Source organism: Novimethylophilus sp. (assembly GCF_036504375.1).
Taxonomy (GTDB): Bacteria; Pseudomonadota; Gammaproteobacteria; order Burkholderiales; family Methylophilaceae; genus Novimethylophilus.
The window spans coordinates 1-14,993 of record NZ_DASXVH010000070.1 but is presented as its reverse complement, the minus strand read 5'-3'; the positions used below and the strand labels follow the sequence as shown (position 1 = coordinate 14,993).

The following is a 14,993-nucleotide window of genomic DNA, read 5'->3' as shown; positions in this document are numbered from 1 at the left end:
GATGGCGTAGCCTGGACGCAGGATATGCGCATTTTCCAGCCCACGGATGCTGCGGACTAAATTGAGTTGCACGTCGAACGGCAGACTGGTGGAAATGCCGTTGGGGTAGATTTCATTGGTAGTCAGCCCCTCGGGCTCGAGGAATACCTGATGCGAATCCTTGCCCGCGAAACGCGTGATCTTGTCTTCGACGGAAGGGCAGTAGCGCGGCCCTACGCCCTCGATCACGCCGGTATACATCGGCGAACGATCCAAGCCGCTGCGGATGATGTCATGGGTGCGCTCGTTGGTATGCGCGATCCAGCACGGCATCTGCCGCGGGTGCTGCCCGGGATGCCCAAGGAAGGAAAACACCGGCACCGGGTCGTCGCCCGGCTGCTCTTCGAGCACGGAGTAATCGATGGTACGGCCATCGATGCGCGGCGGGGTACCGGTCTTGAGCCGCCCCGCGGGCAGGTTCAACTCGCGCAGCCGCGCAGCCAGGGAAATGGCCGGCGGATCGCCGGCGCGGCCGGCGCGATAATTCTCCAACCCCACATGCACCAAGCCGTTGAGAAAAGTCCCGGCGGTTAGCACCACCGCCTTGGCATGAAACTTCAAGCCGATCTGCGTCACCACGCCGGCGATGCGCCCGCCGTCGAGAATCACGTCGTCCACCGCCTGCTGGAACAGCCACAAATTGGGCTGGTTTTCAAGCCGGTGGCGGATCGCCGCTTTGTACAGGATACGGTCGGCCTGCGCCCGCGTCGCACGCACCGCCGGGCCCTTGGAGGAATTCAAAATACGAAACTGGATGCCGCCTTCGTCGGTCGCCGCCGCCATCGCGCCGCCCAGCGCATCGACCTCCTTGACCAGGTGACCCTTGCCGATGCCGCCGATGGACGGATTGCACGACATCTGCCCCAAGGTCTCGATGTTATGCGTCAGCAGCAGCGTCTTGCGCCCCATGCGGGCAGCCGCGAGCGCAGCCTCGGTCCCGGCATGACCACCGCCAACCACAATAACGTCAAATATTTCAGGAAATTGCATCATGTGCGCAAGTCATCCAGATACTGCGGAAAAGGCGCCCATGATACTGCAAAGGGGGTGGGGTTGTCAGGCAAATTAGGGATGTTTCACGTGGAACAAGTTGGCTGGTGTGCCTTACAAGAATCCATTTTGAGCCTAACTCGGCTCGCCAATCCAAACCAATCTGGCTCCACTGCTTGGGAAAGCACCACTCACATGAGGCTAGCGGCCACCGTCAGCAATAGCGGCCTACTTGCGGTACTCAGCGAAGAAGCTGTCATCGATGTCATAAGTTGTCACTGGGCGCAATCCAAGGTCGAGTTTGGCAAAGAGCTCAATCAGTTTCTCTCCATCTACTAATTCGATTGGAGGTGCCCCATCTCGGGAGGACTCGCGCCGAGCTTCTGAGGTGAACGATCCTGTAGTTAGAATCAAGCCCTTATCTGCACGCCCCTGCATGGCTCCCCTAAAGTCACGCACTTGACTTGGTGTCACCGAACCTACATATCGCTTGCACTGAAACAGGACACGAAAACTCACGAAGGCATTCAGCGACAATATGCCATGACCATCGATGCCTCCGTCGCCGCTCTTCCCGGTCACAATCACCTGCTCGAATCCCGCCTCGCGAAGGAGCCGTTGACAGAGGCGTTCGAAGCCAGCTGGTGGAAGTGCTTGCAGTATCTCTAGAAGCCGAGACCGATAGTCACCGCCCTCTTGCTCTGGGGCCAATTCTTCAGATGAAACGGTCGCGCTAGTTTCTGGTTGTGCAGGCTCGCGAGCGGGGGCTGGCCTTGTGGTGATTTCCTGCTCCTCCCGAACCGGCATTGGGCCAGCCACTTTTGGGTTCCTCGAGTGTTCTTGAACTTCGTCAACAAGCGCTTTGATGGCAGCTTCGTCGAGTTGTCCAATTTTTGCACCCTTTTCTGTAAGCTTCCACACACCATGGCGGGAACGATCGATGAAACCTGCTTCAGCAAGATAGAACCGTGCCCAATGGACCTGATTGGGAAAGCGCTGCCCGCCTGCCGGATTGATTTGATCTAACACTTCGTCGGCAACGCGTTCATTGCTCCCGACTAGCTCTACAACTTCGCGAGGGCGCGCTGATCCCCCAAGCTCACTCAGAGCTTTGAGCACAGGATTAATCCATCGGGAAAATTCAGAACCAAGCATCACCGATTCCTAGTGAAGCCAGCCCACGTGCCGCATAAATGGGGGCTAACGAAATTTGATGTAGCCTACTACTGGCATAAGCCATTGGCAATCATATTGTTCCACGTGAAACAATCACTTGCCGATACAAAAGCGACTGAAAATCTCGCCTAACAAATCATCGGACGTAAATTCTCCGGTAATTTCGTTGAGCGATTCCTGCGCCAGGCGCAGCTCCTCAGCCAGCAGTTCCGGCTGCTTGAGGTTGTCGGCAGCGCGTTGCAGACATTCCCTGACTTGAGCCAGCGCGCGCAGGTGGCGTTCCCTTGCCATGTAGACACCTTCGCCGCCCGCCTGCCAGCCGGCGAGCTGAAGCAGATGGCTACGCAGCAGGTCGATGCCGGTTCCGGTTTTAGCGGAGAGATGGATATGGGTCTCGCCTGCCTGCTCGACAATTTGAGGCTGCGATTGGGTGAGGTCGATTTTGTTGTGCACCCACACTTGCTGGGAAACCGTCGCCAGGCGGGCCAGAATCGATTTTTCGGTTGCCGTGACACCGTGGGCTGCGTCGACGAGAATTAGCGCGATCTGCGCGTTTTCTGTGGCTCGCCAGGTGCGGGCGATGCCTTGCTGTTCGACTTCGTCGGCGGTTTCTCTTAAGCCGGCGGTGTCGATGATGTGCAGCGGCACGCCTTCGATATGGATTTCGCTCTTGATGGTGTCGCGCGTGGTGCCGGCGATCGGGGTGACAATGGCAACCTCTTCGCCGGCGAGCTGGTTCATGAGGCTGGATTTGCCGACGTTGGGCTGGCCGATGAGGACGATGTGTATACCTTCGCGCAGCAAATTCCCCTGTCTTGCGCTGGAGAATACGGCCTCGAGCTCGCCGGCGACCGTCGCGAGTTTTTCTGCGACGCCGCCCTCGGCAATGAAATCGATGTCCTCCTCGGGAAAATCCAGGCAGGCCTCGACGTACATGCGCAAGTTGATGAGCTTGTCGCGCAGTGCGTGAATATGCCCGGAGAACTCGCCGCAAAGCGAACGCATCGCGCTCTGCGCGGCCTGCGCGGTAGAGGCCTCGATGAGGTCGGCCACGGCTTCGGCCTGGGCCAGGTCGAGCTTGTCGTTGAGGTAGGCGCGGCGCGTGAATTCGCCCGGTTCGGCGAGGCGTGCGCCCAGGTCCAGGCAGCGCTGCAGCAAGCGCTGCATGACAGCGGTGCCGCCGTGGCCCTGCAATTCGAGCACGTCTTCGCCGGTGTAGGAATGCGGGGAGGGGAAGTGGACCGCGATGCCGCGGTCGATGACAGAACCGTCGGCATCAATAAAATCAAGATACGCGGCATGGCGCGGGGCAGGGCATGTGCCCAGAATCGCCCGCGCCAGTTCAGCCAGATCGGGCCCGGAGACCCGCACCACGCCAATGCCGCCGCGGCCGGGTGCGGTGGCGATGGCGGCGATTACATCAGGCTTTTTTGCCGGCACCTTCGATGGAGCGGTTGATCGCCCATTGCTGCGCGATGGACAGGATGTTGTTCACCAGCCAGTACAGCACCAGGCCCGCCGGGAAGAAGAAGAAGAACACGCTGAACGCTACCGGCATGATCTTCATCACCTTGGCCTGGATCGGGTCCGGCGGCGGCGGGTTGAGGCTGCTCTGGATCAGCATGGTCGCGCCCATGAGGATCGGCAGCACATAGTAGGGGTCGGTCGCCGACAGATCCTGTATCCACAATATGAACGGCGCGTGGCGCATCTCGACGCTGCCCAGCAGCACCCAGTACAGCGCGATGAACACCGGTATCTGCACGACGATCGGCAGACAGCCGCCCATCGGGTTGATTTTTTCGGTCTTGTACAACTCCATCATCGCCTGGTGCAGCTTCTCGCGGTCGTCGCCGTAGCGTTCCTTGATCTGCTGCAGGCGCGGCGCCACCTTGCGCATGTGCGCCATGGACTTGTAGCTGGCGGCCGACAGCGGGAAGAACAGCAGCTTGAGCAGCACCGTGAGCAGGATGATCGCCGCGCCCCAGTTGTGCACGAGCTTCTGGATCATCGTCAGCACCCAGAACAGCGGCGAGGCAATCACGGTTAGCCAGCCGTAATCGACCGTGTATTCGAGGCCGGGCGCCGCCTCCTTAAGGTGCTTCTGTTCCTGCGGACCGGCATACAGGCGGGCGCTTACGCTGCCGGAAGCGCCTGGCGCGATCGCGCCCACGGGCGTGACGGCACCCGCCGAATACAGGTTGCCGCCCAAGTCCTTGGTGTAGTACTCGCGGCCCGCACCGGATTTGGGGATCCAGGCACTGGCGAAATAGTGCTGCACCATGCCGATCCAGCCGTCGCTGGCGTTCTTCGACAGGTTGCTCTTTTTCATATCGTCGAACTTGAGCTTTTTATACTTGTCGGCTTCGGTATAAAAAGCCGCACCCGAGAACGTCGGCATCATCGCCGAACCCTTGCTGGACTCGCTGTCGTGCACCAGCTGGAAGTAAGCCGAAGGCTCAAGCGGCGCCGCGCTGCCGTTATGGATGTCATAGCGCAGGTCGACCACGTAGCTGCCGCGGTGGAAGGTGTAGACCTTGTCCACCTGCAGGCCGGCGTCGTTCCTCCAGGACAGGCGCACTTCGAGCTTGTCGCTGCCGCTGGCCAACTCATAATTGTTGGCTTGTGCGGTAAATGCGCTCTTGTGGGTGGGTAAGTCCGCGCCGATCAGCCCCGATTGGGCAACATACAGACGAGACTGGCTACGGTCATCGAACAATACGAAATTCTTGTTCTTATCTTCGGTAGCTTTGTGATGCAGCAATTCAAGATGGCGCAAATCGCCACCCTGGGTATCGATATCCGCTTCGACCATATCGGTCTTTACATGGATTTTCTGGCCGGCAGGCAGGGAAAATGCCTCAGCGACAGGGGCAGCAACGTTAGCCTGATTAGCCTTGACGGTTCCCGCCGGGACATCCTGAACCCGAGCTTGCTGGGTTTGTGCAGCCGGCTGCGGCGCATGCTGCCGCTCCCAATTATCCCACAGCAACAAAATGGAAAAGGAAAAGACCAGAAACAGGATCAGACGTTGAGTGTCCATAGATTCTCTAAATTGTTACGGTATGGGATCGTACCCGCCAGCATGCCATGGATGACATCGTAGCACGCGACGAAGCGTTAGCCAGCCACCTCGCAAGGCTCCATATTTGCCCAGCGCTTCAATAGCATAGCGCGAACAGCTGGGGGAAAAACGGCAATTGTTGCCCAGCAGCGGACTCAGCAACAACCTGTAAGCCTTAACCAGCCAGATCAGCAGACGCGCCATCTGTTTTATCCTGCGTTTTACCAGTCATTTTTTGCAGCCTGTTCAGCAATCGCTGCAGCTCTTCCCGAACCAGACCGGATTCGGCGCGCCCAAAAGACTTCTGCACCCTGACCACCAGATCCAGCCCGTCCAATGTCTCGCGATTCAGCCGGAACCATTCACGCAAAACGCGCCGCATGTAGTTTCTCGCTACGGCGCGGCGCGCGGTTTTCTTGCCTACGACAATACCCAGTCTGGGATGGCCCAAGCTGTTGGGCTGGTAATGCAGGGCCAGGCAATCCCCGAAAATACGCCGCCGGAAACTAAAAACGGATGAAAACTCATCCGTTTTTTTTAGTTTATATCGGCTGGGGAAGCCGTAGCCAACCACGCTTCGCCGAACTTATACTGCGAGGCGGGCGCGGCCCTTGGCGCGGCGCGCATTGATGACGGCACGGCCACCTTTGGTCTTCATACGCACCAGAAAACCATGGGTGCGGGCGCGGCGAACCTTGGAAGGTTGGTAAGTACGTTTCATCGCGAACCTCTTTCGAATAACTTAAAACTTAAAAGGGCGTAATTAAACCCCGCAATCGCCTTGCTTGTCAATCGAATTATCTTTCGTCGGCTGTGGATAACTCACCCTAAAAAGACTAAAATCATCGGTCCAAGAAAATCAGGTGTTTAATTAAATCCCGTCCTCTATGGAAAACTTCTGGTTTGCCTGTCTCGGCCGTTTTGAGCGTGAACTGTCAGCAATGCAGTTCAACACGCTGATCAAGCCGCTGAAGCTTGACGACAACAATGACTGTCTGCGTATTGTGGCCCCCAACCGCTATGTGATGCAATCAATCAAGGAAAAGTTCCTGGATCGTATTCATCAACTGGGCCAGGATTTTTTTTCGCGGCCCATCCTGGTGGAGCTGGTTCTGGGCGATTCCGAAGCCGAAGCGGGCATCCCTACAGCGCCCGTCGTCGAAATAGCCCCTCCGGCATCGGCAACCGCAAAAAAAACCAAACTCGCAATCACCGGCAAAAGCGATCACAGCGGCCTGAATTGCTCCCTGACCTTCGATAATTTCGTGACTGGCAAAGCCAACCAACTAGCGCGCGCCGCGGCATTGCAAGTGGCAGAAAATCCGGGCGGTGCATACAACCCATTATTCGTCTATGGTGGCGTAGGGTTGGGTAAAACCCATATGATTCAGGCGATCGGCAATCATCTGCGCGAACAGCATCCCGATGCCAGAATCGGCTATCTGCACGCGGAAAAGTATGTGTCCGATGTCGTCAAAGCCTACCAACACAAGGCCTTCGACGAATTCAAGAAACGCTATCACTCGCTGGATCTGTTGCTGATCGACGATATCCAGTTTTTTGCCGGTAAGGGCCGCACTCAGGAAGAGTTTTTTTATGCTTTCGAATCCTTGATCGGGGCTAACAAGCAGATCGTCATCACCTGCGATACCTTGCCCAAGGAAATCAGCGGTATCGAAGACCGGCTGAAAACCCGCTTCAGCTGGGGGTTGACCGTGGTGGTGGAACCGCCGGAACTGGAAATGCGTGTAGCCATCCTGATCGAGAAAGCGCACGCCGCCAAAGTTAAATTGGAAGAAGACGTCGCTTTTCTGATCGCCAAGCACATCCGTTCCAGCGTGCGCGATCTGGAAGGTGCGCTTAATCGTGTGATGGCAATGGCCAATTTTACCGGCAAGCCCATCGATACGACTTTGGTCAAGGAGGCACTCAAGGATATTATCGGTCGCGTACAGTCCATAACGATAGAGAATATTCAGAAAACTGTTGCGGACTATTACAAGATCAAAGTGGCAGAGATGTACTCCCAAAAGCGCTCGCGTAATATTGCGCGGCCTCGCCAGGTCGCCATGGCGTTGGCGAGAGATTTGACCAATAGCAGTTTTCCCGAGATTGGCGAAGCTTTTGGCGGACGCGACCACACTACCGTGATGCATGCCTGCAAAAAAATTGATAGCTTGAAAACAACAGAACCCGCGCTAGCAAAAGAGTTCAATGTGTTGTTGCAAGTATTGCGTGGGGACTGAGCAAGCCGTGCATATTGCTGTGGACGGACTGGGGATAAATTTATGATTCTGAAATTCAGAAAAATCTGTGCAGAATCAATTCACAGCTTATAGAGAGCTTCATCACCGTGTTAATGGTATTGAAGCATTTTGATTTAAAATAAAAAATTAACTTATCTACAGGTTTGCTGCCGCCTTATTATCTGTTATCAAGGTGTATATATGAAGATCAATATCAATCGTGACACCCTGCTTAAGCCGCTTTCTGCCGTCAATGGAATTGTCGAAAGACGTCATACGCTGCCTATTCTTTCCAATCTGTTACTGGAAGGAGTCAATGGAACTGTTTCATTGACTGCGACCGATCTTGAAATGCAAATTTCAATGTCGGTAGAAAATGCTGCGACTGAACCGTTCGCGACTACGGTATCCGCCAAAAAGTTACTGGATATCTGTCGCTCTTTGCCGGAAGGTAGCGAGATCAAACTGGCAGATCAAGACTCACGATTACAAGTAAGCACGGGACGCAGCAAATTCAACCTGCAGACTTTGCCGGCATCGGATTATCCGACGATGACGCGCACACCGAATACCCAGCTTACGTTGCGCATGGCACAAAAGGCTTTTCGCCAATTGCTGCGCCAAGTCGAGTTTTCAATGGCCCAACAGGACATTCGCTACTATCTTAATGGCCTGCTCCTGGAAGTAAACGGCGAGCGGTTGCATGTCGTTGGCACTGACGGGCACCGCTTGAGTTATATCTGCGCCGATCTGGAACAGAGCTTCGATAAGCAGGAAATCATCCTCCCGCGTAAAACGGTGACCGAACTTATCAAATTATTGGATGACACCGACGATGAGATCGTCATTGAAATTTCCTCCAGTCAGGCCAACTTTACCTTTTCCAATATCCGGTTGATTTCCAAAGTGATCGACGGCAAGTTTCCGGACTATAATCGTGTGATTCCTGTCGGCCATCAGAATAAATTCGAAATTAACCGCCTTACAGTGCTGCAGGCAATGCAACGCGCTTCCATTCTTTCCAATGAAAAATATCGCGGCATTCGTATGGTGCTGGGAGCCAACAGCTTACGTCTGGTCAGCAGCAACAGCGAACAGGAAGAAGCCGAAGAAGAACTTGAAATCAGCTATGCTGGTGATCCGCTGGATGTCGGCTTTAATGTGACCTACCTGATAGACGTACTCAACAACGTTCAAAACGAGACTGTCGAATTCTCGTTTGCGGATGCCAATAGCAGTTGCCTGGTAACAATACCGGACAACAGTAACTATCGCTACGTTGTCATGCCGATGCGAATTTAGTAAATTCAATAAGATAAAGAGATTTAAACCCTATTGTTTCACGTGAAACCAGACCATGACTGATTACGATTCCTCAAGCATTAAAATCCTCAAAGGCCTGGATGCCGTACGCAAGCGCCCCGGCATGTACATCGGTGACACTTCCGATGGCAGCGGTCTGCATCACATGGTCTTCGAGGTAGTCGACAACGCTATCGATGAAGCGTTGGCAGGACATTGCGACAACATCAAGGTCATTATTCATCCCGACAACTCCATCAGCGTTGCCGATAATGGCCGCGGCATACCGACAGATATCAAGGAAGATGACGAACTCAAGCGTTCCGCAGCGGAAATCGTGATGACCGAACTACACGCCGGTGGCAAGTTCGACCAGAACTCTTACAAGGTTTCCGGCGGCTTGCATGGCGTGGGCGTGTCTGTCGTCAACGCACTTTCCGACTGGCTGCGTCTGCGTATCTGCCGCGGCGGCAAGGTTTACCAGATGGAGTTTCACCGCGGAGAGCGCGTATTGCCGCTGGCTGAAACCGGCACTACCGAACGGCGTGGCACCGAAGTGCATTTTATGGCTTCGACCGAAACCTTTAGCAATATCGAATTTCATTATGAGATTCTCGCCAAGCGCCTGCGCGAACTGTCGTTCCTGAACAACGGCGTAAAAATCGAACTCATAGACCAGCGCAACGGCAAGAGCGACAATTTTGCCTACGCTGGCGGCGTGCGCGGCTTCGTCGAATACATGAACCGCAGCAAAACCGTGCTGCATCCCAAGGTGTTCCACGCGGTAGGCGAGAAAGAGGGGATGACGGTTGAGGTATCGATGCAGTGGAACGATTCCTATGCCGAAACCGTGCAATGCTTTACCAACAACATCCCGCAGCGCGACGGCGGCAGTCACCTGACGGGCTTGCGCACGGCGATGACGCGCACGCTCAATAACTACATTGAGCAGAACGAGTTGGCCAAAAAGGCCAAGGTCGACACCAGCGGCGACGACATGCGTGAAGGCCTGACCTGCGTTCTTTCGGTCAAGGTACCAGAACCAAAATTCTCATCGCAGACCAAAGACAAGCTGGTTTCCAGCGAGGTCCAGCCCGTGGTGCAGGAAGTGGTCACGCAAAAACTCTCCGAGTTTTTGCTGGAAAACCCGATAGATGCCAAGATCATCTGTTCCAAGATTATCGATGCCGCCCGCGCCCGCGAGGCTGCCCGCAAGGCAAGGGAAATGACGCGGCGCAAAGGGGTAATGGACGGTCTGGGATTGCCCGGCAAGCTGGCGGACTGCCAGGAGCGCGACCCTTCCAAATGCGAACTGTACCTGGTCGAGGGTGATTCCGCCGGCGGCTCGGCCAAGCAGGGCAGGGACCGTAAATTCCAGGCCATTCTGCCGCTCAAGGGCAAGATTCTGAATGTGGAGAGAGCACGTTTCGATAAACTGATCTCCTCGCAGGAAATCGCCACGCTGATCATCGCGATGGGCACCGGCATCGGCAAGGACGATTTCAACGTCGAGAAGCTGCGTTACCACCGCATTATCATCATGACCGACGCCGACGTCGACGGTGCGCACATCCGGACCTTGCTGCTGACTTTCTTCTATCGCCAGATGCCGGAACTGGTCGAGCGCGGCCACATCTACATCGCACAGCCGCCGTTGTACAAGGTCAAGCAGGGCAAGGAAGAGAAATACCTCAAGGACGACCACGAACTCAACGAGCACCTGTTGCAGTCGGCGCTCAATGGCGCAGAACTGCTGATCAGGAAGGGTGGCGATGTTTTATCCGGAGAATCGTTGCGCCTGATTGCCAAAGAGATGTTCCTTACCGAAGCGGTGATCAAACGATTGGCGCCGCTGTACGAAGAGGCAGTGCTGCGAGCGATGCTGGATATGCAGACGTTCGATCTCGGCACCGAGCAGGCAGCCCACGCCACGGCGGAATCACTGCGTAGCCAGCTGGCCGGCACCCAAAGCCAAGTCAGCATTGCCTATGACCCGGAAACCGCCAGTTATCGCCTGGAAATCAACAAGTACGTCCACGGCAATCTGCAATGCATCTCTCTCAACAGCGAGTTGCTCGCCAGCGGCGATTACCGCCAAATCAGAAAAACCGCGGATCTGCTACAGGGTTTGCTGGGCGAAGGAGCTACGGTCAAGCGCGGCGAAAAAACAAAAGCCGTGGTCACTTTTAAGGAAGCTTTGGACTGGCTGCTGGACGAAGTTCGCAGCAATCTCAACATCCAGCGGTACAAAGGTTTGGGTGAAATGAATCCGCAGCAATTGTGGGAAACCACGATGGATCCTCAGATTCGACGGCTGCTCAAGGTGCAGATCGAGGATGCAATCACCGCAGACGAAATCTTCACTACGCTGATGGGCGACCAGGTCGAACCGCGCCGGGCATTCATTGAAAATAATGCCTTGGGTGTCAATAACCTGGACGTCTAGTTGTTTGTAGGTTCTCAGAATAAGTGACAAAAATCTCACTTATGAAAAATTAAATAATAAACAATGACTTAATACAAACATACTGCCGTACGCCTTATTTTTAAGGATGTGTGTACCTAAGCCTAGGTAACACTAAAAATTTAGCCCCAAGATGCCATCACGCATTTGGGGCTTATTCTTTAAATATGATTGATTAACGGAATTCTATAGAGATAAGGATGATGAAATGGGTTGAGGTTATACTTTTGGAGAGGGAAAAAACTACATGAATTTAAATTTAACCGTATCCCAAATAACGCCATCCAAAAAATTGACTCCTTCTTTGGTACACCAAGACTAACGATTACATATTCAATTTGGACATATCCGTGTGCCTGCGAAATACCCACCCCAATAAAAATTGCTGACGGATGCCGGCGCAAGCGCTTCGAAAAATTAGTTAATCCTAGGATAAATGATGGCATCAAAAGCAGATATTGAGCACCACTATGACGTGGATAATGATTTCTTTGCACTGTTCCTGGATAAGAAATACCGTGTCTATAGTTGCGGGGTATGGAAGAGCGCCGTAGATCTAGATCGGGCACAAGAGCATAAGCTGGATAGATTGTGCCGCTATGCCAATGTGCAACAGGGTCACAACGTCATTGATATTGGTTGCGGTTGGGGTGGGCTAATGAAGCGTGTCGTGGAAAAGTATCCAGACACACATGTTCATGGATTGACGTTAAGCACGGAGCAGTTCGAATACGTTAAAAGCAATCCAGACCAGAGACTCTCGGTTGAGTTAAGCGCTTGGCAGGACTATTCGCCTCCGGAACGTAAGTTTGACTCGATTATTTCTATTGGGGCTTTTGAGCATTTCGCTTCGTTTGAAAATCACGCCGCATCTCGTCAACGTGATGTTTACAGATCATTTTTTGATTGGTGCCAAAGCATCTCAACATCTGATGCACAGATTGGACTTCAGACCATTGTCATCAACAGGGCGCCGAACTCTGTATCTGAACTGAGAGATTCAAGATACTTGCTTGACAAGGTGTTCCCGGGGTCAGCTTTGCCTTCCATAAGCGATATTCAGGCTGCAATGATCGACAAGTATGAGATTTCAGCAGTTCGTCGAATTGGATTGGATTACGCGCGCACGTTATCTGAATGGAACAGTAGACTGGTGCTCAATAAAGACAACATCGTTGAGCGCTATGGGCAGGAACTTTTTGATCACTATCGAACCTATTTTGACTCAGCTCGACGTTGTTTTGGGACCGGCTATGTCGACTTATATCAAGCGTCGTTATCTAGAGTTAAGCCGTTGAGAATATTATCAAAATAGGTATTTTTCTTTATTCGAATGACTGATAAGGGTCCAGGCTGTGTAAAAACTCCCAATGCAGAAACGTGGGCTGGCCGACCGCAAATGCTGGGCAAATCCAGTTGATATGGCGTACAGTGAACGCCTTGCTCATCCTTGAGGTGACTTCGGCGACGAAATCCTTGAAGTCGCCACAACGCACGCAATAACAAGGGCCTCAGGCCCTCATTGCCTCCATCAAGACGCCTGGGCCAAGGATTTTCATCACACGTTTAAGATTGTAGGCGAGTATATGAAGACTCATCTCGGTGCTCACCTTATCCAGTGACCTGGTCAGGAAATGCGGGGCGCCCATCCATGCCTTTAGGTGCCGAAGGGATGCTCAACGGTTTGGCGTCGGATACGCATCATCTCCGGCGCACGATCAAGTCGCTTCTGCATGGTTTCCAATGTCGCCTCACGCTCCCAGCGGCTGACCCGTCGATAATCACTGGGCGTGCATTGCGCCTTGATGGGGCACCGTGGGCAATCGGAACTCCAATAGCGACTGATGTCATGCCCGGCCTCAATGCGCGCGAATCGCCAAATCAGCCGACTGCCCGCAGGGCATTGGTACTCGTTGCTGTTGATGTCGTAGATGAATTGCTCTTTGCCGAACCGGCCATCAGCCTTGGCCCCCGATGTCATCGGCTTGGGCACAAAGGGCGTGATGCCGCCGGCTTCACAGGCCAGGATTTCATTACCGCTGAAGTAGCCGCGATCGGCAACGACATCGAGTTCCGTCATTCCCATGGCGACTTTGGCCGCGTGCCCATGTTGGCTAGCTGCGTGCGATCATGCCCTTGGTTGGTGACCTCGTGTGCCACGATCAGATGGTGCTCCGTGTCGACCGCCGTCTGAACGTTTATAGCCAACCATGCCGCTACCCCGTCCGCTGGTTGCCATGGAGCGCGCGTCGGGGTCGGTCAGAGAGATTTGTTTGTCCGGCGTGGCCTGCAATCTTTGCTCAACCTCTCGCAGTTGTTCCATTTGCTGCTTCAGCATCGCAATCGTGTCGTTCAATTGAACTGTCTTGGCTGCTGCGATCTCGGGTTCCGCCAGGTCTGCCGTATCGAGCGCCGACAGATACCGCGCAATGCTTTCTTCGATCTGTTGCCGGCGCCGCTCAATCTTGGCAACCGTGAAGTTGCGGTCGCGATTGTTGACGGCTTTGAACTTGCTGCCGTCGATGGCCACCAATGCCTCGGAGAACAGGTTTAACTGACGGCACAGGATGACGAACTGACGGCAAACATGACGGATCGCTTTGCCGTTGACCTTGCGAAAGTTGGCGATTGTCTTGAAGTCTGGCATCAGGCGACCGGTCAGCCACATCAGCTCGATGTTGCGCTGTGCTTCACGTTCCAAACGCCGGGTGGATTGAATGCGGTTGAGATAGCCGTAGATGTAGATCTTCAGAAGGACTGCGGGGTGATAAGAGGGCCGACCGGTTGCCGCTGGATCGACGCCTTCAAATCCCAGTTCGCCAAGGTTCAGCTCATCGACGAAGACATCAACCACTCGAACGGCGTTGTTCTCGCTGATATAGTCATCGAGTAGTTCCGGAAGCAGCGTCGCTTGAGTCCTGCATTCGCCTTGAACGAAACGTTTCATCTGGGATCCCCAAACAATGCCGTATCAACATTATATTGGGAACCACGTTTTTACACAGTCTGGGCCGATAAAGTCAGCTTCCCGGTGGAGAATTGCCTGAGCCAAACTGGCGAAATGAGTGGTAGGAGCTGCCAGCATGATGTTCTGAACAATTTCTGGCATGCTTTCGCGTGGGGTTACGCCCCGGATATCTGCCAGAGTTTGAAGAAATTAATTTTTCGTTGACATATTGTTCGCATTAGAACTATTATGGTTCGTATTAGAACTATATGACCTTGCACGGCATGTCGCGCTATCCTTTTTTACCTGCCTTACGCGAACTGGTGCGTTGTTATCAGGCCTTTGAGTCCTTCGGGGCGGGGCATATACGCACTTTGGGCGTTACACCTTCGCAATTCGATATCATTGCCACCTTGGGCAATACTCAGGGCATGACATTCAAGCGGTTGGGCGAGAAAACGCTGATAACCAAGGGAACCCTGACTGGCGTGGTAGATCGGCTTGAGGCGAAAAAAATCGTGCAGCGCATCGCTTCGCCCACCGATGGCAGAAGCCAGATTGTGCAATTGACTCCTATGGGCGAAGCGTTGTTCGCCCAAATTTTCCCCAAGCATCTCGACCACGTTGGAAAAGCGCTCGCCGATGTACATCCGGACGAATTACAGCAAATCCAGTCGCAGCTGCAGAAACTGAGAAGCGTATTGAAGCGCACGCAGTCATGAACACACCAGCACGCTATTCCGGTATTGCAATCGCACTGCACTG

The 14,993-nt window shown here is 54.0% G+C and carries 12 protein-coding genes and 1 pseudogene; 5 read left to right on the top strand and 8 right to left on the bottom strand.

Going from position 1 to position 14,993, the window contains the following annotated elements:
* The 7 genes from VGK14_RS10735 to rpmH form a co-directional block, all read right to left on the bottom strand.
* Positions 1-1,029, bottom strand: a 1,029-nt coding sequence (locus VGK14_RS10735) for an FAD-dependent oxidoreductase (RefSeq protein ID WP_331509084.1), incomplete at its 3' end; no start/stop codon positions are given.
* Positions 1,030-1,257: 228 nt separating this feature from the next.
* Positions 1,258-2,184, bottom strand: coding sequence for a restriction endonuclease (locus VGK14_RS10730; protein WP_331509083.1), 927 nt, complete (start codon positions 2,182-2,184; stop codon positions 1,258-1,260).
* Positions 2,185-2,298: 114 nt separating this feature from the next.
* On the bottom strand, positions 2,299-3,645 hold the full coding sequence (mnmE, locus tag VGK14_RS10725; protein ID WP_331509082.1) for a tRNA uridine-5-carboxymethylaminomethyl(34) synthesis GTPase MnmE: 1,347 nt from the start codon (positions 3,643-3,645) through the stop codon (positions 2,299-2,301).
* Positions 3,626-5,248, bottom strand: a complete 1,623-nt coding sequence (yidC, locus tag VGK14_RS10720) for a membrane protein insertase YidC (RefSeq protein WP_331509080.1) — start codon at positions 5,246-5,248, stop codon at positions 3,626-3,628. Before yidC ends, mnmE begins: the two co-directional genes overlap by 20 nt.
* 15 nt (positions 5,249-5,263) lie before the next feature.
* Complete coding sequence (yidD, locus tag VGK14_RS10715; protein ID WP_331509079.1) at positions 5,264-5,473, bottom strand: membrane protein insertion efficiency factor YidD; 210 nt, start codon at positions 5,471-5,473, stop codon at positions 5,264-5,266.
* Positions 5,445-5,843 carry a ribonuclease P protein component gene (rnpA, locus tag VGK14_RS10710; protein ID WP_331509078.1) on the bottom strand — a complete coding sequence of 133 codons (399 nt, stop codon included), beginning with the start codon at positions 5,841-5,843 and terminating at the stop codon, positions 5,445-5,447. The genes yidD and rnpA overlap by 29 nt, the downstream gene beginning before the upstream one ends.
* Positions 5,844-5,855: 12 nt before the next feature.
* Positions 5,856-5,990: a 50S ribosomal protein L34 gene (gene rpmH, locus VGK14_RS10705; RefSeq protein WP_109014937.1), complete on the bottom strand. Its 135-nt coding sequence runs from the start codon at positions 5,988-5,990 to the stop codon at positions 5,856-5,858.
* Between the two features lie 166 nt (positions 5,991-6,156).
* Between rpmH and dnaA the strand changes: the two genes are divergently transcribed.
* The 4 genes from dnaA to VGK14_RS10685 all read left to right on the top strand — a co-directional run bounded on the left by dnaA (position 6,157) and on the right by VGK14_RS10685 (position 12,596).
* Positions 6,157-7,515, top strand: coding sequence for a chromosomal replication initiator protein DnaA (dnaA, locus tag VGK14_RS10700; protein ID WP_331509076.1), 1,359 nt, complete (start codon positions 6,157-6,159; stop codon positions 7,513-7,515).
* Between the two features lie 201 nt (positions 7,516-7,716).
* The gene (gene dnaN / locus VGK14_RS10695) at positions 7,717-8,817 is read left to right on the top strand and encodes a DNA polymerase III subunit beta (RefSeq protein ID WP_331509074.1); all 1,101 of its coding nucleotides are present in this window, start codon (positions 7,717-7,719) and stop codon (positions 8,815-8,817) included.
* A gap of 55 nt (positions 8,818-8,872) precedes the next feature.
* Positions 8,873-11,263, top strand: a complete 2,391-nt coding sequence (gene gyrB / locus VGK14_RS10690) for a DNA topoisomerase (ATP-hydrolyzing) subunit B (RefSeq protein ID WP_331509073.1) — start codon at positions 8,873-8,875, stop codon at positions 11,261-11,263.
* Between the two features lie 454 nt (positions 11,264-11,717).
* A complete protein-coding gene (locus tag VGK14_RS10685; protein ID WP_331509072.1) occupies positions 11,718-12,596 on the top strand; it encodes a cyclopropane-fatty-acyl-phospholipid synthase family protein in 879 nt (292 codons plus the stop codon).
* A gap of 196 nt (positions 12,597-12,792) precedes the next feature.
* Here the strand turns inward: VGK14_RS10685 and VGK14_RS10680 are convergent.
* Positions 12,793-14,228 (bottom strand): annotated as a pseudogene (locus VGK14_RS10680) (IS1182 family transposase).
* A gap of 284 nt (positions 14,229-14,512) precedes the next feature.
* Between VGK14_RS10680 and VGK14_RS10675 the strand changes: the two are divergent.
* Positions 14,513-14,950: a MarR family transcriptional regulator gene (locus VGK14_RS10675; RefSeq protein ID WP_331509071.1), complete on the top strand. Its 438-nt coding sequence runs from the start codon at positions 14,513-14,515 to the stop codon at positions 14,948-14,950.
* The last annotated feature ends 43 nt before the right edge of the window (positions 14,951-14,993 follow it).